The following is a 20,029-nucleotide window of genomic DNA, read 5'->3' as shown; positions in this document are numbered from 1 at the left end:
TCGGAATAGGTTTGCTTGGTCTTGCTTAGATTAAAATCAGGTTTGTAATTGGAAACCTCGGCGGCGTAAAACTCAATACTATTACAGCGCCACACGTGGTGCGGTTTCCCACTCTGGCAACCGGCTTGCCATTGAAGGTGTACACGGAACTGCCGCTTTCTACCGGGTTGGTGCCATGCAGCGGGCAGACATGCCGACGGCCTACGAGTATCACGGGTTTCATCGGGCCTCACCTTCAGACGGGGCAGTACGGGATTCACGGTCAATGGCTTCCGGCCAAAGTACCTTTGGCGCTAGACAGTGCATGTGGCTCAAGCCATCGTCGTCATTCCAGTCGCGGGGGGGGTGGACGAACTTCGGCAGGGCTTCAGGCCCCTGCTGCATGAACAGCCGGGCGATGGCCCAGTAGGCTTCGCCGCGGCGGAGGTCGTGGGTGAAGAACACGCGGTCGATGACTTCGTTGGTTTCCGGATTGCGGACTGACAGCATGACGTTTTCGATCAGGCCTCCGTGGCCGGGGGCGTAGACTCGGTAGACTTCGGCGGTTACGTCGTCCCAGTTGTAGGCGACCGGTTTTACGCCCCAGTGTTTGCGGCTGAACAGATAGATGTAGTGGAATCTGAATTGATAGAGATAGATTTTGCGTCGTAAGCGGTTGAAGCGGATGGGTTCGTCCCGCGGGAGCAAGAGATCCATCTTTACATATGTCGCAATGGCCCACATGCCTACCGGAGGCATTAGAATCGCAATAAGACCAACATCCCAGTCGAGCGACCAGCTAAAATCAAGCATTAGTGAATATAAATAGACCAGGCCGCCTGAAGAAAAGAGCAAAAATGGAATGCCCAGCAAAGTTGCGACACCACGCAAGCTGACAGTAGAGCGCGAAAGCTCAAGGTAGACTTCGTCAAAATAGTTTGGTGACGGGTCGATGTCTTCAAAGCTTAACTGAGGAGTTGTCTGCGAACTGACATCAGGCAGGTCATAGCTCCAACCTAAAGCGCGTTCGCAAAGGATCCTGGATTTAGGTTTCAATCATTGCTCTCCTTGACGCAGACCTCAATATAAGCGCTGGGCATGCTCCTATCTGGCCAGTACATCACCAATAGCGTCGCTGCACGAATAGTATGCGACCCAATAGCTGTCATTAGTTCTACTGTTCCAGTGATCTCCAGCCAGCTTGTTGCGAGGTCACCTGAACCTGACGTCTGTCGATTCCTACTCAACGAAAACTCACCTCTATAATCAGGCAGGCTTGGCTTAGAAAAATCAGAGAATTCTGACGATGGAGCGAGCGCTTCAACCGAGACGGCTTGATGTTCATCTACCAACAGGGTCTCTCCACCGATAAAATCGGGGAAGGTTCCGTCACCTTGACGATGCACTATTACAACCCAACGAAAAGCCGAGTGCTCGTGACTATATTTAGGCAATACAATTTGGAGTTTAAGTTTGTGTTCTAACTCCACATTGACTAGGCCGCCTATCCTAGAGCCCGCTGGGTCGTTCGAGCGTTTGGATTCAAAATGGATCCCTGCACGTACACCGAGCGTAGCCGCATTGAGCTCTGCAAATGCAATATCTGCATATTCAGGAGAAGCCCAATGGATAGTAGGCTTCTCGTCAGCTTTTCCAAAATAGCAGCGACGCGCCCACCGTTCGAGGGCAGTAGATTCGTTTCCACTAGCCCGCTTTGTAAGTGCGTAGGCACCGAGCGCAAACAGCATAGCCAAACCCAGGGGCCCTAGGAGGAAGGACTTAAAAACGCCGTAGACAAATAACCCAGTTGAAATTCCATACAAGAAACCCGCGCCAACATAAAGCATGCTAGCCACGTCATTCCCTGCTGCTCGTGCGCGCTTAGCAGCAGAAAAAGCTTGCACGGTGTCGAAAACCCCGGCTATTGCACTTATCATGGCACCGAATTTTATCAGCGACACTCCAGTACCTGACGCACTTTTAGCCCACGGTTTGCCAATGTGCTGGGTACTTGACCTCAAAATGAGCCCCACCAGCTCAATCTGCCCACCCAACACGCCCAACTGAGATCCTTGCAACGCCAACTTGGCCTCCTGCGCCTTGGGCCCAATTTCCTCTTCCGCCTTCTCCTGATTCCGGCCCAGGCTGTCCTGCTGCAGATACAACCCACCTATCGCCAACAGCACTTCCCAACTCCCAGCCACCCCGCGCAACCCGGAAAACCCGGTCCTTACCAATCGCGCCGCCTGCTGCGAGGTGATCTTCATCCCGTGCAACAACCTGCGCGCATCGCTTTCCAACATCCCCGCCGCCACCGAGATATCCACCAGGGCAAGCTGCGCCAAGCTGCTCGCCTGGTTCACGCCCATGCTGGCTTCCTTGAACAACCGCCCATGCACCTCCTCGGCCGTGCCCTCGACCCACACTGTCACGCTGATCATCGTGTGGGTGAAGCGCGGGTCGAGCACGGCCAGGCTCATCAGCCCGTGCTGGATGATCGGCCGCACCTTGCGCATCGACTTCATCGAGCCAAACTCGAAATCGTCTATGTTGCGCTGCATCCGGTCCCGCGCCGCGGCGATGGAGGCATTGGCCTTGTGCTGCATTTCCCGTAGGTGCTGGCTCTGCAGGGCGTAGTACTCGCCCAGCTTCATCTTCACTTCCAGCTCGATCAGCTGCACGCCGTTGTAGAGATACTGCGTGACGCTGTTCAGGTGCCGCACGGCTTTCTGGATGCCAGGCGACAGGCAGGGCGCCAGCCGCTGACTGGCTGCGTTGAGCGCGCTTTGCGTTTCGGCGATGGCCTGCTTGAGGGTATTGCGCAGGCGCAAGCCGGCATCGTCGCTGGCAATGATCTTGCTCAACATCGCGTAGAGTTTGTCGCTGTCATTCCAGTTGATGCCGTCACCCGCGGCGAAGCTCGGCAGCAGCCCAGCCAGCAACGCCCGGTCGCGCATCAGCAAGGCGCGGTAGGGTGGGCTGTCAGGGTCCTGCAGCCATTTCAGCCAGAGGGCCTCGCTGGTTCCGGCTGCAGGAATACGTGGTTCGGTGGCCGGCACCATGGCTTCGGTAACGCCTCCGCCCAGGCACAGCGCCAGGGTCTTGGCATACGCCACGCCGGACTCACGGTCGTTACCGTCGTAGTCGTATGCCTCGATCACCTGGAACATCGGCGTATCGAACAAGGCAACGTACGCCTGCGCGTCCTGGTCGATGTAACGCTGAAACTCGCTTTCCTGCTGGTCGTAAGCCGCCTGGAACGCGGCGCGCTGCGGTTCGTGGTAGCGTTGTTCAAGCCGCTCGTCACTCTCCTGCTGCGCACGCTCGACCAGCGGTTGTCGCTGAATCGCCGGGTCGGTGAACACCGGCGGGGCATCACCGGTCAGCGGTTCCAGCGACGGTACTTTCTGCGCGGCCCGTTCCCTGTTGGTGGCACGAATGATCTGCAGGATCTGCGAGGTCTGCAGCTGGTAGGCTCGCATCGGCTCTTCACGCCAGGCCTGGCGCTTCACGACCCAGTTCAGGCGTTGGTGGTTGTATTCCTGGATCAGCCCGACGGTGTCGTCGAGCACCACGGCCAGCACGCCGTTTTCCAGTTGGTGGCGGTTCATCGCATTGATCAGATAGCCACGCAGGGCGAACCGGCGCAGCCAGCGGCTATGGAAACCGTGCGCACTGTCGAACGGTGAACATGCCTGCTGGGCGTACTCGAACACCTGCTTGTCGACCTGCAAGTTGTCCGGCGTCATGGCGATGCCCAGCAGTTCGGGATGCTTACGCGCCTGGGTCAGGTCCAGCCCTTCGAAGCGCTGCGCCGGAGCCTGGCCCCGCTTGTAGGCGTTCAGCACACTGACCGGCCAGGCATCACTGGAAAAGGCCAGCCAGGCGCTGCTGTATCGCTCGGTGTCGAGGTTGAGAAAGGCCGAGGGAATGTCGTGGTCTTCATGCACGCACTTTTCCGGCAGTGGCCTTGGCGGGCCATCCGGTGGCTCGTACGGGTTGAAGCGGCGCAGGTGGCCCTGGGCGCTGACGGCGTAGGCCTGCCAGACCTGCTGGTCGAGCAGCACGTACAGGTAGCCCATGCGCAAGGTGCGCAAGCCGATCCTGGTCGAGATATGCAGGTTATCCGCCACGGTGACGACACACTCGGGGCGGGTGTCTGGCACCAGCGCGCGGCGCAGCGGCAGGATCGGCAGGCCCTGGCGCTCACAGGACATGCACTGGTCGTGCGGCAGGCCGGCTTCGGCTGCGGCGATGGCGATGCGTTGACTGATGCTCATGGGCGATCCTCGTGTTGGCCAGGGCCTTGTCGACCTCTGAACACTAACGGGGAATCGCTTTCCAGAGAGGCTTTGGCCTTCCTAAAAGCTTGTAGGAAACTTCTCTGAGTGATGGATGCCGCTCGGGCAGGCGCGGCGGATGGCTCAGTGCCGTCGCAACGCAGCCGCCAACCCGATGGTCAGCCCCACGGCACAAACCATGGCCAGGCTGATGGCAATGGCAACCCCCCAGGCCTCCAACAGCCCCGCGATCACCAGATAAAACGCAATCACGCCCACCGCACCAATCGCATTGCCGCGTACCATCGCCGCCATCCCGGCACGGCCATGCTGCACATGGGCGAACACTACCAATGGCCAGGCAATGACCGGGATCGGCGCCAGCATCCCGCTGGTCGCCGGCCCCAGCCAGCTGGCCAGGCGGGTGGTGAGCATCAGCAGCGCGGTTGCCGACACCATGCGCAGGGGGATCTCCCAGTAGCGATGTCGGGGGCGGGCCAGGGTGTCCGGTTTCGGCTCGCGGCCGCTGACGCGTATCAATACGCCGATCAGCAGCAGCGCCACGCCAATCGACAAGTACAGGCTGCCCCAGTGGGTAAACGCGTAGGCAGCCAGGCCGTAGAACAGGATCGCCAGCGACACGGCCGCGGCTATGCCGAGCCGGCGCGTGGCGAACAGGTAGAACGTGTAGGTGGCCTGCACCGCGGCCAGGCCGCCCAGCGCGCCGGGCACCGCGCCCAGGGCAAAGGCCGTGCCTTGTTCCAGGCACAGGAAGGTTATCACCAGCGCCGAGGTCACCGGCAGGCCGGATAGCAACCCGCCCAGCAGGCCACCCCAGCGCCGCGAGGCGAGGGAAATGGCCCACATCAGCAGCGGGGTAACCATCAGTTTCAGGTAGAACAGGGTCATTGCAGGGGAATCCGCTTTTGCACGAGGTGCGCCCGCCGTCGGTATTGGGTGGGGCGCGGAAAGGTCAACCGCGGCTGGCCTCCAGGGCCTGGGCCAGGTCGGCGATGATATCGTCGCTGTGCTCGATGCCGATCGACAGGCGCACCATGTCGCGCGGCACGCCGGCCTTTTCCAGCTCTTCGTCGTTGAGCTGGCGGTGGGTGGTGGAGGCGGGGTGGCAGGCCAGTGACTTGGCATCGCCAATGTTCACCAGGCGCACCACCAGTTGCAGCGCATCGATGAAGCGCGCCCCGGCCGCCTGGCCGCCCTTGATGCCGAACGACAGGATCGATGCCGGCTTGCCGCCGGTGTAGCGCTGCGCCAAGGCGTGCTCGGGGTGGTCGGGCAGGCCGGCGTACTTCACCCAGGCGACCTGCTCGTGGGCCTGCAGGTAGCGGGCGACCTTGAGCGCGTTCTCGGTGTGGCGCTCCATGCGCAGGGCCAGGGTTTCCAGGCCTTGCAGGATCAGGAAGGCGTTGAACGGCGACAGCGCGGCGCCGGTGTTGCGCAGCGGCACCACGCGGCAGCGGCCAATGAACGCGGCCGGGCCGAAGGCTTCGGTGTAGGTGACGCCGTGGTAGGACGGGTCGGGGGTGTTGAGCAGGGCGAAGCGCGCCTTGTGTTCGGCCCAGGGGAACTTGCCCGAGTCGATGACGATACCGCCGATGCTGGTGCCGTGGCCGCCGATGTACTTGGTCAGCGAGTGCACGACAATGTCCGCCCCATGCTCGAACGGCCGGCACAGTACCGGGGTGGCCACGGTGTTGTCGACGATCAGCGGCACGCCATGGCGGTGGGCGGCTTCGGCCAGCGCGGCGATGTCGACGATGTTGCCGGCGGGGTTGCCGATGGACTCGCAGAACACCGCCTTGGTGCGCTCATCGATCAGCGCTTCCAGGGCGGCGATGTCGTCATGCGCGGCAAAGCGGGTGTGGATGCCCATGCGTGGCAGGGTGTGCGCCAGCAGGTTGTAGGTGCCGCCGTACAGCTTGGCCACCGAGACGATATTGTCGCCCGCCTCGGCGACGGTCTGGATGGCGTAGGTGATGGCTGCCATGCCCGAGGCCACCGCCAGCGCACCGACCCCGCCCTCAAGCGCCGCCATGCGCTGTTCGAGCACGTCGTTGGTAGGGTTCATGATGCGCGAGTAGATGTTGCCGGCGACCTTCAGGTCGAACAGGTCGGCGCCGTGCTGGGTGTCGTCGAAGGCGAACGAGGTGGTCTGGTAGATCGGCACGGCCACGGCCCGGGTGGCCGGGTCGTGGCTGAAGCCTGCGTGGAGGGCGAGGGTTTCCAGCTTCATGCAATCGTTCCTTGAGCGTGGGTGGAGTGGCCGAGCATGTGGCGCCGGGAGGGTATGGGTCAAGGGTGAGAAGGTAGTTGCCGCGGCGCTGGGCCCAGGCAGTCGCCGATGACGCAGCAGCCTCCCAGTGGGGCTTCTACTATCGCGACCCACACGCCGCCTGGCCGGCGGGGCGACTGTTCATCAATCGAAACAAGCAAAACTCCGACAGCCAGAGCAAGGTCGCCAGGGCGGCCTACGTCGAAAAGGGAGAAATTGGCTCCGTCGAAAGCGACAACCCATTCCTGACTTGGAGACGAGAAAATGACCGACTTCACCCCAACCCCAAACGAAGTGGCCGGCAAAGTCGTGCTGGTCACCGGCGCGGCCAGCGGCATCGGCAAGGCCACCGCCGAACTCCTTCACGCTCGCGGTGCGAAGGTGATCGCCGAGGACATCGACCCCGCAGTCAACGCACTTGAGCGTGCTGGCCTTGTTCCGTTTGTTGCTGACATCACGGTCGACGGTGCAGCCGAGCAGGCAGTGGCGCTGGCGGTCGAGCACTTTGGCAAGCTGGACGTGCTGGTCAACAACGCCGGTCGCATTCTGTACAAGCCGCTGCTCGAGATGACCCGCGAAGACTGGGAATGGCAGATGCAAACCAACGTGACGGGGGCGTTCCTGCATTCCCGGGAAGCGATGAAGGAAATGATCAAGCACAAGAGCGGGGCGATCGTGAATATTGCCTCCTACGCCTCCTATTTTGCCTTCCCCGGTATCGCGGCCTACACCGCGTCCAAGGGCGCACTGGCGCAATTGACCCGTACCCAGGCGCTGGAGGCGATCGAACATGGCATCCGGGTCAACGCCATTGGCGTCGGTGACGTGGTGACCAACCTCTTGAACCATTTCATGGAGGATGGTCGCGGCTTCTTGCAGGAGCACGGCAAGTCTGCGCCTATCGGCCGGGCGGCAGCACCGCAGGAAATCGCCGAAATCGTCGCCTTCCTGGCATCGGAGCGCGCCAGCTTCATTGTCGGTTCGGTGGTGATGGCCGACGGCGGCATGAGCGTCGCGGTGGGGTGATGTGCGCCGGAACCCGTGAATGGCGTTGCCCACTCGCTACTTGCGGTATTGAGTGGGCGTAACGCCAACTTCACGTTTGAACACCTGGGAAAAATGGCTGGGGCTGCTGTAGCCAACCTCAAGCCCTATATCAATGACGCTCCGCTCCGTTTCCACAAGCAGTTGCCGCGCCCTTGCCATTCTCAGCCGGATAAAGAACTGTGACGGCGAGTAGCCCGCGGCCTTCTTGAACAGCCGGCTGAAGTGGTACTCGCTCATTCCGGCTATCTCGGCCAGTTGCCCGAGCTGGAATTCCCCGGCCAGGTTGGCTTCCATCGCCGACAACACGCGGCGTAGCTTGTAAGCGGGCAGGGCATTGCGGCGCACGATATCGTCTGCTGCGCTGTCCAGGTAGTTGCGCGCAAGGTGAACGGCGATGCACTGGGCCAACCCTTGCAGATAAAGCGGGCTGGGCCGTTGCCCGGTCAGTTCCCGCTGCACTTGTTGCAGCAGAACGGACAAGCCTTCATCGCGCCCGCCCGAGACTTCACGCAGGCGAAGCGCTTGCACAACGCCGCCCAACACCTCGTGTATGGCTTTCTCCAGCAGCGGGATGCCGAGGTAGATGTGCATCACTTCGAAGGGGTCTGCGCCGTCCACTTTCCAGCGCATTTCGTAAGGTTGTGCCGAGGTCGTCAGGAAGAAATCCCCCCTGGCCACCCGGCTGCTTTGCCACTCGCCGCCAAGCTCGCGTTCCTCCACGGTAGCGTCTCCAGAGATGATCCATACCAGCAGGGGCTCGGCAACTGCGGGGACGATGAAGCTACTTTGTTCGCGCTCACGGTTGAAGATCTGCACCAGCATGTCGCGATCGGCCAGGACATCCGAGGCGGCAAGCCGCTGCCCACGGATATAGGCCTCCAGACCATGGGCAGAAGTCCGCTCGATGACGTTCATGGGTAGCATCGCCTCTCTTGCTGGCCGCCTGGAAAAACCATTCCAGGGACATCGACCGCAAAAAAGCCGGAATGTCTCCATTCCGGCCTGCTTCATCTGCTTTCCTCATTGTCGTCCAGTCACTCAGAATGGACTCGCGGTCGGGCGCACGATCAGTTCGCTGACATCGACATCCGCAGGCTGTTCCACGGCGTAGGCGATCGCCCGGGCAATCGCCGAGGCTGGAATCGCGATCTTGCGGAACTCGCGCATCTCGGCACGCCCGCCTTCATCGGAAATGCTGTCGGCCAGTTCGGACTCGGTGACGCCCGGGGCAATCACGGTGACCCGGATGTCACCGCCCACCTCCTGGCGCAAGCCTTCGGAAATAGCCCGTACGGCATATTTGGTGGCGCAGTACACCGCAGCGGTAGGGCTCACGGCGTAGGCACCAATGGAGGCAATGTTGATGATCTGCCCGGCACGCTGTTGTTGCATGAGCGGCAGCGTTGCGGCAATGCCGTGCAGGACGCCGCGAATGTTGACGTCGATCATCCGGTTCCACTCATCGACCTTGAGCGCTTCGAGCTTGGAAAGCGGCATGACGCCGGCGTTGTTGATCAGCACATCGACGCGGCCATGCAGTTCGACGGCGAAGTCGATGAACGACTGCATGTCATCCAGGCGGGTGACATCCAGCGCCAGGGCATCAGCAATACCGCCTGCTGAACGAATCTCCCTGGCCAGTGCTTCCAGGCGATCGGTGCGGCGGGCGCCTAGCACCACACGTGCGCCTTGGCTGGCGAGCAAGCGCGCGGTTGCTTCGCCGATCCCGCTACTGGCGCCGGTGATCACGATGACTTTTTGTTCAATGCCGTGCATTTTTCTCACTCCTGTTCGTGGCTGAAGAAGCCCCTGTCGATAAGCAGGTGGTGACGCAAGAGTAAAAAGCCTGGGCTGGGTCAGGTTATGCCAATCCTGCGAATGGCCTGCACGATCCTGCATGGGTTGCCCAACCGGGATCTCATCTGCGGGCCTCGGCGCGTACCACCAGGCAGATGCCGACCGCCGATAGCGCCATCCCCGCTGCCATCGGCCAGGACAACGGCTCATCGAACATCGCCCAGGCCCAGAGCAGGGTGATCGGCGGGCTGAGGTACAGCACGCTGGCGACACGGGTGGCCGAGGACCTGCGCAGGCAGGCCCAGTACAACCCATAGCCGCCCAGCGTCGACAGGACTGCGGTCCACGACACGCTCAATGCAAAGCCTGCGCTGGCAACCGGTGCCAGGCTGCGTTGGCTGCCTTCGATGGCGGCGAAGGCGAAACTGGAGACGAAACACTGCAGCCAGAGGTTGGGCAACAAGCCCATGGCCTGCACCGTGCTGCGTTTTTGCCACAAGGTGGCGACCGCCAGCGAGCACATGCCGGCCACGGGCAGGCCATAGGCCCACAGCGGTGCAGTGCCCAGCATCAGCGCATCGTGGGTCACCCACAGCACCCCCAGCAGCCCGACGATCAGGCCGACCCACACCTGCAGCGGCAGGCGCTCGCCCAGTACCAGCGCTGCGAGCAGCGCCATGCCCAGCGGCAACAGGTCGGCGCATAACGCGGCGAGGCCGGCGGGCACACCCAGGGCAATGCCCTGCGTCACGCCGGTCAGGTAGCCCGCCATGGCCAGCAGGCCGATGCCCGCGTGGCTCAGCAACACGGCAAACGGCGTCTGGCGCAGGACGCGCCAGACGAACGGGAACAACAGCAGGCTCACCACGAGGCAGCGCCAGAACACCACCAGCAGGGCGGGGGCATGATCGATGGAGAAGCGTGCACCGATGAACCCGGAACTCCAGGTCAGCAGCAGCCCGGCTTCAAGCAAGGGTAGCGGCAAGGCCCGCTGCCAGGGGCGACGGGTCGGCGTGGGGGGCGGGGTCGGCAGGTGCTGGTTCATACCCCGACACTACGAAATCGGGCTAATCTGATAAATCAAAAATATGTGCAGCAGTTCTTTACGGATATTGAATCATGGCGACCACGCTCGATATCGACCTCCTGCGTACCTTCCATGCCGTGGTGCGCATCGGCAAGTTCAGCGCTGCGGCCGAGCAGCTGCATAAAAGCCCGGCGGCGGTCAGCGTTCACATTCAACGCCTGGAGACCGTCGCCGGCGGCAGGTTGCTCAATCGCGACAACCAGTCCATATCGTTGACGGCCCTGGGCCGGCGGCTACTGAATTCGACCGCCGAGCTGTTACGCACCCACGATCAGGTGCTGGCAGAGCTGCACGGGCCGGATCTGGCCGGGCGTATCACGCTCGGTGTCCCTGACGAATACGCGGCCCATGTGATTGGCGATATCTTGCCGATGTTCAGCGCTGCCTGGCCGAATGTGGTGCTCGAACTCAGGACCGGGCCGAGCCATGCCCTGAGGGAGCTGGTCCGGCGCGGCAAATTGCAGGCAGCGGTCATCGCCCAGGCCGAAGGCACGCTCGGGCCCGATGCCGAGCGACTGCTGTCGACCACGCCGGTCTGGGTCGGGCCGATGAACGCGGCAGCGGTACTTCACGACCCGCTGCCGCTGGCTGCCCATGCCTTGCAATGCCCCTATCGTGAGGCCATGGTCGAATCACTCAAGGCCTCGGGACGCCGCTCGCGCATCATCCTTGAAAGCCACTCCAACCAGGCCGTCAAAGCCTGTGTGGAGGCCGGCTTGGCCATCAGTGTGATCGACCGGGCCAAGGTCACCGAGCGCATGCAGATCCTCGAGGGGCTGCCGGCCATTCCCGACCACGACATCCTGTTCGTGCGCAGCCCGGCATCGGGCGGGGACGCCGCCGTGGCTTTGCTGGCGCGGGCGATGCGGCAATCGTTTCGGTTGTAGGCAAGGGGCGCGTGTTCAACCCCCTGGCTTTCCCACGGGTGTTCAATCGCCTTACAGGGGGCGCGCGAGCAAGGCCGATGGGCTGACCGATCGATCCTCAGGACGCACTGGGTTTTTTCTCGAATGCGGCCTCCAGTGCCTGCTCGATCTCGGCAAGCCTGTGTTCGACGGCTGCCCCCACGGCCGCAGTCTGATTGGCGCAATTCACCAAGAGCTCCAGTGTCGCCGGGAGGTGATCGCCCGGAAATTTCCGGAGCATGAAATGAACCGTCGCATCACTGCGCCAGGTGGCTTGATCCATGGACCAATGCGGGTTGGTGAATGCAAAAATGACCGCCTGGGTGTGCGTATCAAAGAGGGAGGGCACATACACCCATTGGCTGTTGCGCGCTTCCCAGGCGGCGACCCTGACTTCGAATCTGCCGCCTGGAGCGACGATTTTTTCCATTTCTTCCATTTACCACAGCTCCTGGGGCGGATGTTCAGCAATCTGGAGGTAGGCTGCAGCAATTAGTCGGCAATGGATAGCGAAGCCGTAAAATCGCTGGCCGTTTCTTTGCGACTGGCCGCTTTCGACCCTAAGCGGCCGTTCATGAAAGTTTGGTGGCAATTCCAAGCCTAGGCTCCGAATTCCGTTTAATCTTAGAATCACAATATCGTTCAATTATTTAATTTTAGTTCGAGAATGTCATCTCCAGAGTCATCTCTTTCCCCTGTTGGGCTCCATCCCAGATGTCGGTAAAAACCATAAGACCTGACATCCGGATTGCTGGAGCAAGCCAAGAACACGCGAGGAAGCCCTCGATTTTTAAGTTGTTCCACCATCATCGCAAGCAGCGATTTTCCGATTCCCAGGCCCTCGTAAGATGGAAGAAGGGCTAGAACAACAATCTCGCCGGTATCCCGATCTCCAAAGCAGTAGCCAATCATCTGGCCATCTTCACACGCTACGAAACCTGGGCAACTGCCGTCCCGGATGCCTGTGCTCCAAGATTCGGTGGTAATGCCAAGCGCATGCAGTTCCTCTGATGAGAATGCATTTTCTCGCGTCAACCCTCGGATTTTGATACACAGGGAGGCGTCATCCGGATGGGCAGGCCGATATGTTATGTTAGTCATGAATTTATCACTGTATTGACGAACTTCTAGTTCAAGGAATATAAAATACCTGCATTGGCTGATATCCAATCAAACACAACATTCGATCAACCGTCTCGTTATGTCAAACGAATCGATGTTTTAAAATGTAATTACGCTCAGATACTCCCAATGTCCGTTTTGGATCGAAAGCGGCTGTTCGCAGAGGCCAATCGAGCCGCCCAACAGGTGCAGCCCAGGCGTAGGTTCTGCTCAACGGTTTTCAAGACCGTGGTACGAGCGCCATATTCATGCCGCCCGCAACGCAAAATCGATTCCAAAACAACGGTGAAACGGCACGGCTACAGGCCGCATATTGCAAGGGTCGCCATTTTCAGTTTTGGAATCGTTTTTCGCTCGCCTCAGGCTTTCTGCCGACCAATTACCCTCAAAAAAAATAAACCTGCCCCTCTACCCTAGGTCCAGATGTTCAGCGGCCTGGTTTGACCAAGTCTCCTCAAAGGAGCCTAGAAATGGCTGATAATCTTTTGAACCGCGGCACACATGATCGGGCTCGCATCAATCTCAGCGAAGACTGGAAGGTCCATTACGGGTCACAAAAATTCGGCGTCACCGAGCAACAGCTCCGGGAAGCTGTGAAGGCCGTAGGCAATAGCACAGAAAACGTTCGGAAGAGCTTGGTAAATAACATGTCCAGGAGGCACCGTGTATGAGGTTGCGGTGGACGGTGAAGCCAGCGTGTTGCAGTGTAACTGATCTGGTGGAGGAGCAGCTTCGGCCTGGCGCCTGATCGAGCGATTGGGACGCTCAAGGCTACCGGGAGCTGGAGTTTCGCGTGCTATCCGGCCAGTGGCTGGATCCAGACGGTGGCCCACATGACTTGGGCCGGAATGGCTGCGCCGAGATGGCCGACCGTTATGCCGAGTTCATCGAAGAGGAACTATGGCACCAGATCGACGCCGAGCGGGCCGCCTGAATGGTCATGCTCGTGCGCCCATAACCAGACTGCCTCCGCCAGTATCAGCATGTCCACCAGATCACCTTCGTCGATTTCCCGCCGTCGGCGCGCGGCATAGCCCAGCTCGCTCAGGCTGCTGCGCACCCATCAGGATCAGCCACTAGGGCAACCTGGTTGTTCAGCTCAGAGAAACAGACTCATGTGGCGAGAACATCATCCTATCTGCACCGTCCGCTTTCGACGCATTGCGGACTGTAAGCGACCGGCCCATCCCCCTCATGCAGAAGCATCATCTGGGCCGGCCTGTAGAGGCCGCGTCCGGTTATGTAAGGTCTTTTTCGAAGTAAACGCGATCGAAGCCATCCTCCGTGCGCTCCGCTACTTTTACATAACCAAGCCTGGAATATACCGAAAGGTTGTCTGTCATCTTTGCATTGGTATACAGACGAACGGCGCTCACACCATGATGTCGGGCGGCATTTTCACAGAAACTAATTAGCTTCTTTCCAACCCCGCATCCGGCTGCGCTCGGGAGGACTGCTACATTTTCCAACAGGAAATATCCATCCTTGTCATAAAACACAATAAAGCCCTGAAACCCGGTTTGGCCGTCCGTCGCAACATAGACCACTCCTGCCGCTATCTGCGCGACGTAATCGGCGATCATCGGGGCTGGCTTGCGCCCAATCACTGGCACATAACGAGCATAGGCTTGTTCAGCGCAGTTTCTAACATCGGGCTCATCACTTACGTCGGCTAGCCGGATCACATTGCTTTCCTCAACGACTTCTATACTGCCAAGCTGCCGCCCACTGATGCGGCAGCAGCTGCTCAACTTCACTGGCCCGCTGAGTCGGCAGCCGCATCAGCACGACCTTGAAATAGGCATAAGGATCATGCCCGTTCATGCGGGCCGACTGGATCAAACTAATGATAGCCGCACCGGCCGGTTGCGCATGACCGCTTTCGACCCAAAGCAGACGTTGCTGGACGACTGCTCTCGGCCACAAGCGGACGTCTATCCCTGTACAACGGAAATGACGCGTGCAGACGCGCGTTTAGTAACCAAGTGGTTTGATTTCTCGGATGTACTCAATCAGAAGCTTCAGCCCCGTCGGCAGTTGCCGGCGACTTGAGTAATAGATGTGGAATCCTTCTTCTAGCGGGGCCCATTCATTCAGCACCAGGCGAAGCCGCCCAGCGTTCACATAAGGCGCAACCAGAGGCTCCGGGAAATACATCAAGCCTGCCCCTCCCAGCACGGCGACCAAACCGGTCTCCGCGTGATCGACCGTCACGGAGGTCGGCACGGCAATCTGCAGCGCCTCTCCATCGCGTTCCAACTCCCATCGATAGACCCGGTCGTCGCCCAGACGGTTGCTGATGCAGCGATGGTTAAGCAGGTCGTCCGGGTGTTCAGGGGTGCCATTGCGCTCCAGATATTCAGGAGACGCCGCAATCACCCAACGGATATCGGCCGACAGCCGCCGCGCTACCATATCCTCAGGCACCGTGCCGCCATAACGAATGCCGGCATCAAAACCCGCGTCGGTCACGTCAACCAGGCGATTGCTGGCCACGATATCGAGTTCGACGTCGGGATAGCGGTCCATGAAGCCGGGCAGGACCGGCGCAAGGAGCAGATTGGCCGCCTCGACAGCTGCATTGACTCGAATCCGTCCGCTAGGGGTGTCGCGAAACCGGTTGAGCGTTTCCAACGCCTCATCGATAGCTTCGAGCGGCTGACCGATCGCTTCGATGAGCGCCTCCCCTGCCGTTGTCAGCGTAACGCTCTTGGTCGTCCGGTTGAGCAGTCGGACCCCAAGCCTGCTTTCCAGCCCCTTCAGCGCGTGGCTCAGTGCCGATGCGCTAACGCCAATCTCGGTAGCCGCGCGGCTGAAGCTGCGATGGCGGGCAATGGCCCGAAAGTAGATCAGATCGGCAACATCAGCACGATGGCTTTGCATAAAGGCCTTCCAAATCGAGGGGGCTAGCTTGGCGCTCCAATCAGGATATCGCTGTGACAATTTCCCGGAGACCGACGCGATAGCGGTCCAGCAAGCCAAAGCCCGTGAATCGGTGAACTATTAAACCGCCTCATTTCAACTTCTGCTCATGAGAATTCCTCACAAGTCCATGAAAGGACAACCCGCTAATTCAGTCCCCTGACGCGCGCTATCGTTGCTCACCTGCGCCGACCGGAGCAATCCGCCCGACAGGCGCCATCACGTCACGGAGCATGTGCATGGACTACACGCATCTCGGCCGAACAGGTCTCAAGGTCAGCCGCCTGTGCCTGGGCACCATGAATTTCGGCGACGTCTCCAACGAGACGACGAGTCATCGCATCCTCGACGAAGCGGTCGAGGCAGGCATCAACTTCATTGATACGGCCGACGTCTATGGGACGGAACAATCACCGAACATCCCGCAAGGCTCTGGCCTGTCCGAGAAAATCATCGGCCGGTGGCTTGAACAGGGAGGCCGCCGTGATCGCATCGTCCTGGCCACCAAGCTCTATCAACCCATGGGACCGGGTCCGAACGATCGGCGGTTGTCGGCCTACCACATCCGCAAAGCATGTGAGGACAGCCTGCGTCGGCTGAAGACGGACCACATCGATGTTTACCAGATGCACCACATCGACCGTCACACGCCCTGGGAGGAGATCTGGCAAGCCATGGAAATTCTCGTCCAGCAGGGCAAGGTCCTCTATATCGGCAGCAGCAATTTTGCTGGCTGGGATATTGCTACAGCGCAGTCGATGGCCAGTGCCCGCAACTTCCTTGGGCTGGTGGCAGAGCAAAGCCTTTACAACCTGGCAGCCCGGACGGTGGAGCTGGAGGTGATTCCCGCCTGCAGACATTTCGGGCTCGGTCTCATTCCATGGAGTCCTCTAGCCGGCGGCCTGCTGGGCGGTGTTCTGAAAAAGGCCACCAGCGGCCGGCGCGCAAGACCCGCGTTCACGAGCCTCATCGAACAACATCGGGAGCAGTTGGAAGCATTCGAAAGCCTCTGTGAGGACCTGGGCGAGGCTCCCGCGGATATCGCGCTGGCCTGGCTGCTGCGCAACCCCGTCGTCACCGCCCCGCTGATTGGCCCCCGCACTGTGGAGCAACTCCAGGACGCGCTGCGTGCGACGACGATCACGCTGTCAGAAGACACCGTGCGTTGCCTGGAAGAAATTTGGCCGGGCCCCGGCGGAGAAGCGCCTCAGGCCTACGCCTGGTAGCCCTTCTTCCATACCACATGCCACGGGGACCCTTCAGCTTATGAGTAAGAACATTTCCGGCACGTACTCCTCTGACGATTCGGTGTCCATGGATCGTCGCCATTTCATCGTTACTGGATCCAGCTTGCTGCTGGCGGCAAGCGCGCTCTGGAGGCCTGAAAATGCCTTGGCACAAACGATAAGTACCGGGAGCGGCAGCGCTGGAGTTCCCGTTGAGGGGCAGATCATGGGCATGCGTAGACTCGGCTCGCTGGAAGTCTCCTGCATGGGGCTTGGATGCTTGCCGATGGTGGGCTATTACGGCGGAGGTCCGCGCGACCGCAAAGCTATGGTTTCGCTCATCCGCGCCGCTTTCGAACAGGGAGTCACGTTCTTCGATACCGCCGAGGTCTACGGCCCCTACTTCAGTGAAGAGTTCGTCGGCGAAGCCTTGGGCCCCATCCGCGACCAGGTGGTGATCGCTAGCAAGTTCGGCTTCGGCGTCGAGGAAGGCCGACCCACAGCGCTCAATAGCCGCCCTGACCATATCCGCCGGGCCGTAGACGGTTCGTTGAAACGCCTGAAGACGGACCGAATCGATCTTCTATACCAGCATCGCCCCGATCCCAGCGTGCCGATCGAGGAGGTAGCGGGTACGGTGAAGGAGCTGATCCAGGCGGGCAAGGTTACGCACTGGGGTCTTTCAGAGGCCAGTGCGACTACCATCCGCCGAGCCCACGCAGTGCTCCCTGTCACTGCCGTTCAGAGCGAATACGCCATGTGGTGGCGGGAGCCGGAAAGCCGGATATTTCCGACGCTGGAGGAGCTGGGAATTGGCTTTGTTCCCTACTGCCCAACTGCTCGGAGCTTTCTTGCCGGTGCAGTCAACCCAAGCCAGCGTTTCGACAAGACCGATCGCCGCCATAACCTGCCGCGTTTCCAGCCCGAAGCCCTGGCAGCCAACATGCCGCTTCTAGATTTCGCACGGGACTGGGCTCGGCGCAAGAACACTACTTCCGCTCAGTTCGCCCTCGCCTGGGTCATGGCGCAGCGACCGTGGATCGTACCGATCCCTGGCACCACGCAATATCCGCACCTGGTCGAAAACGTCGGGGCAGCAAGTGTCCAACTGACCGCCGACGAGTTGCAGGAGATCGATGCGGGTCTGTCTCGGATCGCCCTGCATGGCGGCCGCGCCGACCCGTTCACCGAAAGCCAGTTTGATCGCAGCTAGGCGTTGAAAGAATCTGGAACGGATGGAGAAGGTCACGATGAGCAGTAATACGACGCTGAGCAGGCTGACTAATCTGCGCGGGACTGTCCGCATTCTTGGGATTGCTCTGGGCCTGACTGCCGCTCTGGACGCCACGACACCGACATTAGCAGTACAGGAGAACCATTACATGGCTGAACACGACCAACCAACCCTCCCTGGCGAGACGCTCGACAATCGCCAGCAAAGCATTGTCCCCATAGCAGCCCTCGCGGCAGCGGGCGATATCCCAAGTCTGAACGGTGCGATTAATCGGGGACTGGATGCCGGACTGACCATCAGCGAAGCACGCGAGGTACTGGTGCAGTTGTACGCCTACGCGGGTTTCCCCCGCAGTCTGAATGCCCTGGGCGAGTTGATGAAGGTGGTGCAGGCTCGCAAACAACAAGGAATCGTGGACCAACCGGGGCGCGAACCCAGCAAATCGATTCCCAAAGGGGATGAGTTGCTGGCGGCGGGCATTGCAAACCAAACCAGATTGTCCGGTGGACCTGTCGAAGGTGCGTTATTCGACTTTGCTCCGGTTGCCAATGAATACCTGCGCGCTCACCTCTTTGGCGACATATTCGAACGCGACAATCTGGATTGGCAAAGCCGGGAAATCGCCACCGTCGCGATGCTTTCTGCGCTGGAAGGCGTGACGCCGCAACTGCAGGCTCATATACGCATCGCGATGAACATGGGGGTTACGCCTCAGCAACTTCGCCAACTGAGCCAACTGCTGGGCGAACACGTCAGCGCCGACGTTTCGCGGCGTGCAAGCGATGCACTGGAGCTGCATATGGCAGCAGGGCAATAGCTGCGCCCACGTCGTACCAAGCCGAGAAGATGAGTGGAGTCTTCGCTCCGTTCACTTCTGACCTGGGGCTGTCGTCTGCGACGGGCCGCTATGGGTCGATAGCTGCCGCTCGTGGAATAACCGCTTTCCACCCCAAGCAGACACTTCCAAACCAGCGCCGCTTCGCGGCCCATCGCCGGTAAGCGCGACTCCGACACGAATACCACCAGCCTTCAGACCTCGGTTGTACTTGTGGCAGCCGCGCGACCGGCCCGAGAAGATGTCAGCAAGCCGCAACCACGATCACTGCAGGTGCTGCCTGATCGCCTGGGCCGCCTGGTCCATCGCACTGCGGGTAGCGGGCACCTGGCCGAGCACGTTGAGCAGGCCGAAGTCGTGGATCATGCCGTTGTAGCGCACGGCGGTCACCGGGACACCGGCAGCACCCAGCTTGCGCGCATAGGCTTCGCCTTCGTCGCGCAGCACATCCATCTCGGCGGTCTGTACCAACGCGGGTGGCAGGCCTTTCAACTGCTCCAGGCTGGCGCGCAGCGGCGAGGCATGGATGTCGTCACGCTGCCTGGGGTCGCTGGTATAGCTGTCCCAGAACCACTGCATCATGTTGCGGGTCAGAAAATGGCCCTCGGCGAACTGGTTGTACGAGCCGTTGTTGAAGTTGGCGTCGGTCACCGGCCACAGCAGGGCCTGGAAGCGCAGCTTCGGCGTGCCGGCCTCCTTGGCCTTGAGCGCGACAACCGCTGCCATGTTGCCACCAACGCTGTTGCCTACCACCGCCAGACGGCTGCCATCGACGCCAATCTGCTTGCCGTTTTCGGCAACCCAACGGGTGGCGGCGTAGGCCTGGTTGATGGCGGTGGGGAACTTAGCTTCCGGCGACGGGGTGTAGTCGACGTACACCGCCGCCGCACCGGAGCCGAGCACCAGGTCGTGGATCAGGCGTTCATGGGTCGGATAGTCACCCAGCACCCAGCCACCGCCATGGAAGAACATGAACACCGGCAACTCGCCTTGCGCCCCCTGTGGGCGTACCACGCGGATCTCCAGGGCCTGGCCGTCGACCGCAATAGTGCGGCGCTCGACCTGGGTGCCGGCAACGTCGACCTTCACGCTGGCCTGGGCGCCAGTGAGCACGGCACGCGCGTCTTTCGGCGCCAGGGTTTCCAGCGGTTTGCCGCCACCAGCTTCAAGGGCCTGAAGGAAAGCCTGGGTAGTGCTTTCCACACCGGGGCTACCGGCGGCGAAGGCACTGTTGACGGCGAGCGCAAGCAGGCCGGCGGCGAGGGGGCGGGAGAGTTTCATGGTCAAGCTCCTGGGGCGCTAGTT

The 20,029-nt window shown here is 60.6% G+C and carries 19 protein-coding genes and 2 pseudogenes; 7 read left to right on the top strand and 14 right to left on the bottom strand.

Annotated elements, in window-relative coordinates; genetic code table 11:
- Positions 1 to 79: 79 nt before the first annotated feature.
- From ACJA3S_RS15320 to ACJA3S_RS15300, 5 genes and pseudogenes are all read right to left on the bottom strand, one after another.
- A pseudogene (locus ACJA3S_RS15320) lies at positions 80 to 223 on the bottom strand (PAAR domain-containing protein); the annotation flags it as partial.
- Positions 220 to 1,035 carry a DUF6708 domain-containing protein gene (locus tag ACJA3S_RS15315; RefSeq protein WP_406819145.1) on the bottom strand — a complete coding sequence of 272 codons (816 nt, stop codon included), beginning with the start codon at positions 1,033 to 1,035 and terminating at the stop codon, positions 220 to 222. The gene ACJA3S_RS15315 and the pseudogene ACJA3S_RS15320, both read right to left, overlap by 4 nt.
- Positions 1,032 to 4,259: a T6SS effector BTH_I2691 family protein gene (locus tag ACJA3S_RS15310; RefSeq protein WP_406819144.1), complete on the bottom strand. Its 3,228-nt coding sequence runs from the start codon at positions 4,257 to 4,259 to the stop codon at positions 1,032 to 1,034. Before ACJA3S_RS15310 ends, ACJA3S_RS15315 begins: the two co-directional genes overlap by 4 nt.
- Before the next feature lie 144 nt (positions 4,260 to 4,403).
- Complete coding sequence (locus ACJA3S_RS15305; RefSeq protein WP_406819143.1) at positions 4,404 to 5,168, bottom strand: hypothetical protein; 765 nt, start codon at positions 5,166 to 5,168, stop codon at positions 4,404 to 4,406.
- 64 nt (positions 5,169 to 5,232) lie between these two features.
- Positions 5,233 to 6,510, bottom strand: coding sequence for a bifunctional O-acetylhomoserine aminocarboxypropyltransferase/cysteine synthase (locus ACJA3S_RS15300; protein ID WP_406819142.1), 1,278 nt, complete (start codon positions 6,508 to 6,510; stop codon positions 5,233 to 5,235).
- A gap of 303 nt (positions 6,511 to 6,813) precedes the next feature.
- Between ACJA3S_RS15300 and ACJA3S_RS15295 the strand changes: the two genes are divergently transcribed.
- On the top strand, positions 6,814 to 7,575 hold the full coding sequence (locus ACJA3S_RS15295) for an SDR family NAD(P)-dependent oxidoreductase (protein ID WP_406819141.1): 762 nt from the start codon (positions 6,814 to 6,816) through the stop codon (positions 7,573 to 7,575).
- Between the two features lie 36 nt (positions 7,576 to 7,611).
- Here ACJA3S_RS15295 and ACJA3S_RS15290 read toward each other — a convergent pair whose 3' ends face one another.
- The 3 genes from ACJA3S_RS15290 to ACJA3S_RS15280 all read right to left on the bottom strand — a co-directional run bounded on the left by ACJA3S_RS15290 (position 7,612) and on the right by ACJA3S_RS15280 (position 10,438).
- Complete coding sequence (locus tag ACJA3S_RS15290; protein WP_406819140.1) at positions 7,612 to 8,511, bottom strand: helix-turn-helix domain-containing protein; 900 nt, start codon at positions 8,509 to 8,511, stop codon at positions 7,612 to 7,614.
- A 123-nt stretch (positions 8,512 to 8,634) separates the two neighbouring features.
- On the bottom strand, positions 8,635 to 9,372 hold the full coding sequence (locus ACJA3S_RS15285; protein ID WP_289132888.1) for an SDR family oxidoreductase: 738 nt from the start codon (positions 9,370 to 9,372) through the stop codon (positions 8,635 to 8,637).
- Between the two features lie 142 nt (positions 9,373 to 9,514).
- Positions 9,515 to 10,438, bottom strand: a complete 924-nt coding sequence (locus ACJA3S_RS15280; protein ID WP_406819139.1) for a DMT family transporter — start codon at positions 10,436 to 10,438, stop codon at positions 9,515 to 9,517.
- Positions 10,439 to 10,512: 74 nt separating this feature from the next.
- On the opposite strand from ACJA3S_RS15280, the gene ACJA3S_RS15275 reads away from it, so the two are divergent.
- On the top strand, positions 10,513 to 11,367 hold the full coding sequence (locus tag ACJA3S_RS15275) for a LysR family transcriptional regulator (protein ID WP_406819138.1): 855 nt from the start codon (positions 10,513 to 10,515) through the stop codon (positions 11,365 to 11,367).
- Positions 11,368 to 11,464: 97 nt separating this feature from the next.
- Here ACJA3S_RS15275 and ACJA3S_RS15270 read toward each other — a convergent pair whose 3' ends face one another.
- Positions 11,465 to 11,824, bottom strand: coding sequence for a hypothetical protein (locus ACJA3S_RS15270; protein WP_406819137.1), 360 nt, complete (start codon positions 11,822 to 11,824; stop codon positions 11,465 to 11,467).
- Between the two features lie 203 nt (positions 11,825 to 12,027).
- Positions 12,028 to 12,555 carry a GNAT family N-acetyltransferase gene (locus tag ACJA3S_RS15265; RefSeq protein WP_406819136.1) on the bottom strand — a complete coding sequence of 176 codons (528 nt, stop codon included), beginning with the start codon at positions 12,553 to 12,555 and terminating at the stop codon, positions 12,028 to 12,030.
- A gap of 422 nt (positions 12,556 to 12,977) precedes the next feature.
- On the opposite strand from ACJA3S_RS15265, the gene ACJA3S_RS15260 reads away from it, so the two are divergent.
- On the top strand, positions 12,978 to 13,178 hold the full coding sequence (locus ACJA3S_RS15260) for a DUF3606 domain-containing protein (protein WP_406819135.1): 201 nt from the start codon (positions 12,978 to 12,980) through the stop codon (positions 13,176 to 13,178).
- Positions 13,179 to 13,300: 122 nt separating this feature from the next.
- Positions 13,301 to 13,441 carry a hypothetical protein gene (locus ACJA3S_RS15255; protein WP_406819134.1) on the top strand — a complete coding sequence of 47 codons (141 nt, stop codon included), beginning with the start codon at positions 13,301 to 13,303 and terminating at the stop codon, positions 13,439 to 13,441.
- Between the two features lie 304 nt (positions 13,442 to 13,745).
- On the opposite strand, the gene ACJA3S_RS15250 is transcribed toward ACJA3S_RS15255, so the two are convergent.
- From ACJA3S_RS15250 to ACJA3S_RS15240, 3 genes and pseudogenes are all read right to left on the bottom strand, one after another.
- On the bottom strand, positions 13,746 to 14,192 hold the full coding sequence (locus tag ACJA3S_RS15250; protein WP_406819133.1) for a GNAT family N-acetyltransferase: 447 nt from the start codon (positions 14,190 to 14,192) through the stop codon (positions 13,746 to 13,748).
- 10 nt (positions 14,193 to 14,202) lie between these two features.
- Positions 14,203 to 14,367 (bottom strand): annotated as a pseudogene (locus ACJA3S_RS15245) (transposase domain-containing protein); the annotation flags it as partial.
- A 114-nt stretch (positions 14,368 to 14,481) separates the two neighbouring features.
- Positions 14,482 to 15,390 carry a LysR family transcriptional regulator gene (locus ACJA3S_RS15240; protein ID WP_406819132.1) on the bottom strand — a complete coding sequence of 303 codons (909 nt, stop codon included), beginning with the start codon at positions 15,388 to 15,390 and terminating at the stop codon, positions 14,482 to 14,484.
- 278 nt (positions 15,391 to 15,668) lie between these two features.
- On the opposite strand from ACJA3S_RS15240, the gene ACJA3S_RS15235 reads away from it, so the two are divergent.
- The 3 genes from ACJA3S_RS15235 (at position 15,669) to ACJA3S_RS15225 (ending at position 18,706) form a co-directional block, all read left to right on the top strand.
- A complete protein-coding gene (locus tag ACJA3S_RS15235) occupies positions 15,669 to 16,655 on the top strand; it encodes an aldo/keto reductase (RefSeq protein WP_406819131.1) in 987 nt (328 codons plus the stop codon).
- 226 nt (positions 16,656 to 16,881) lie between these two features.
- Positions 16,882 to 17,868, top strand: coding sequence for an aldo/keto reductase (locus ACJA3S_RS15230; protein WP_406822258.1), 987 nt, complete (start codon positions 16,882 to 16,884; stop codon positions 17,866 to 17,868).
- A 37-nt stretch (positions 17,869 to 17,905) separates the two neighbouring features.
- Positions 17,906 to 18,706, top strand: a complete 801-nt coding sequence (locus tag ACJA3S_RS15225) for a carboxymuconolactone decarboxylase family protein (protein ID WP_406822257.1) — start codon at positions 17,906 to 17,908, stop codon at positions 18,704 to 18,706.
- Positions 18,707 to 18,988: 282 nt separating this feature from the next.
- Here ACJA3S_RS15225 and ACJA3S_RS15220 read toward each other — a convergent pair whose 3' ends face one another.
- Positions 18,989 to 20,005: an alpha/beta hydrolase gene (locus tag ACJA3S_RS15220; protein WP_406819130.1), complete on the bottom strand. Its 1,017-nt coding sequence runs from the start codon at positions 20,003 to 20,005 to the stop codon at positions 18,989 to 18,991.
- Positions 20,006 to 20,029 lie beyond the last annotated feature (24 nt).

Origin of the sequence: Pseudomonas sp. KnCO4, from assembly GCF_045344305.1 — a bacterium.
GTDB classification, from domain to species: Bacteria; Pseudomonadota; Gammaproteobacteria; order Pseudomonadales; family Pseudomonadaceae; genus Aquipseudomonas; species Aquipseudomonas anuradhapurensis.
Note: the sequence above shows the minus strand (reverse complement) of the source record. Positions and strands in the feature narration are given on the sequence as shown.

Excerpts from the sequence above, each read along its gene's own strand:
- ACJA3S_RS15290 (WP_406819140.1), bottom strand. The coding sequence starts at position 8,511 with ATGAACGTCATCGAGCGGACTTCTGCCCATGGTCTGGAGGCCTATATC.
- ACJA3S_RS15230 (WP_406822258.1), top strand. The coding sequence starts at position 16,882 with ATGGGCATGCGTAGACTCGGCTCGCTGGAAGTCTCCTGCATGGGGCTT.
- ACJA3S_RS15235 (WP_406819131.1), top strand. The coding sequence starts at position 15,669 with ATGGACTACACGCATCTCGGCCGAACAGGTCTCAAGGTCAGCCGCCTG.
- ACJA3S_RS15305 (WP_406819143.1), bottom strand. The coding sequence starts at position 5,168 with ATGACCCTGTTCTACCTGAAACTGATGGTTACCCCGCTGCTGATGTGG.
- ACJA3S_RS15240 (WP_406819132.1), bottom strand. The coding sequence starts at position 15,390 with ATGCAAAGCCATCGTGCTGATGTTGCCGATCTGATCTACTTTCGGGCC.
- ACJA3S_RS15300 (WP_406819142.1), bottom strand. The coding sequence starts at position 6,510 with ATGAAGCTGGAAACCCTCGCCCTCCACGCAGGCTTCAGCCACGACCCG.
- ACJA3S_RS15310 (WP_406819144.1), bottom strand. The coding sequence starts at position 4,259 with ATGAGCATCAGTCAACGCATCGCCATCGCCGCAGCCGAAGCCGGCCTG.
- ACJA3S_RS15285 (WP_289132888.1), bottom strand. The coding sequence starts at position 9,372 with ATGCACGGCATTGAACAAAAAGTCATCGTGATCACCGGCGCCAGTAGC.
- ACJA3S_RS15280 (WP_406819139.1), bottom strand. The coding sequence starts at position 10,438 with ATGAACCAGCACCTGCCGACCCCGCCCCCCACGCCGACCCGTCGCCCC.
- ACJA3S_RS15260 (WP_406819135.1), top strand. The coding sequence starts at position 12,978 with ATGGCTGATAATCTTTTGAACCGCGGCACACATGATCGGGCTCGCATC.
- ACJA3S_RS15275 (WP_406819138.1), top strand. The coding sequence starts at position 10,513 with ATGGCGACCACGCTCGATATCGACCTCCTGCGTACCTTCCATGCCGTG.
- ACJA3S_RS15220 (WP_406819130.1), bottom strand. The coding sequence starts at position 20,005 with ATGAAACTCTCCCGCCCCCTCGCCGCCGGCCTGCTTGCGCTCGCCGTC.
- ACJA3S_RS15295 (WP_406819141.1), top strand. The coding sequence starts at position 6,814 with ATGACCGACTTCACCCCAACCCCAAACGAAGTGGCCGGCAAAGTCGTG.
- ACJA3S_RS15225 (WP_406822257.1), top strand. The coding sequence starts at position 17,906 with ATGAGCAGTAATACGACGCTGAGCAGGCTGACTAATCTGCGCGGGACT.
- ACJA3S_RS15270 (WP_406819137.1), bottom strand. The coding sequence starts at position 11,824 with ATGGAAGAAATGGAAAAAATCGTCGCTCCAGGCGGCAGATTCGAAGTC.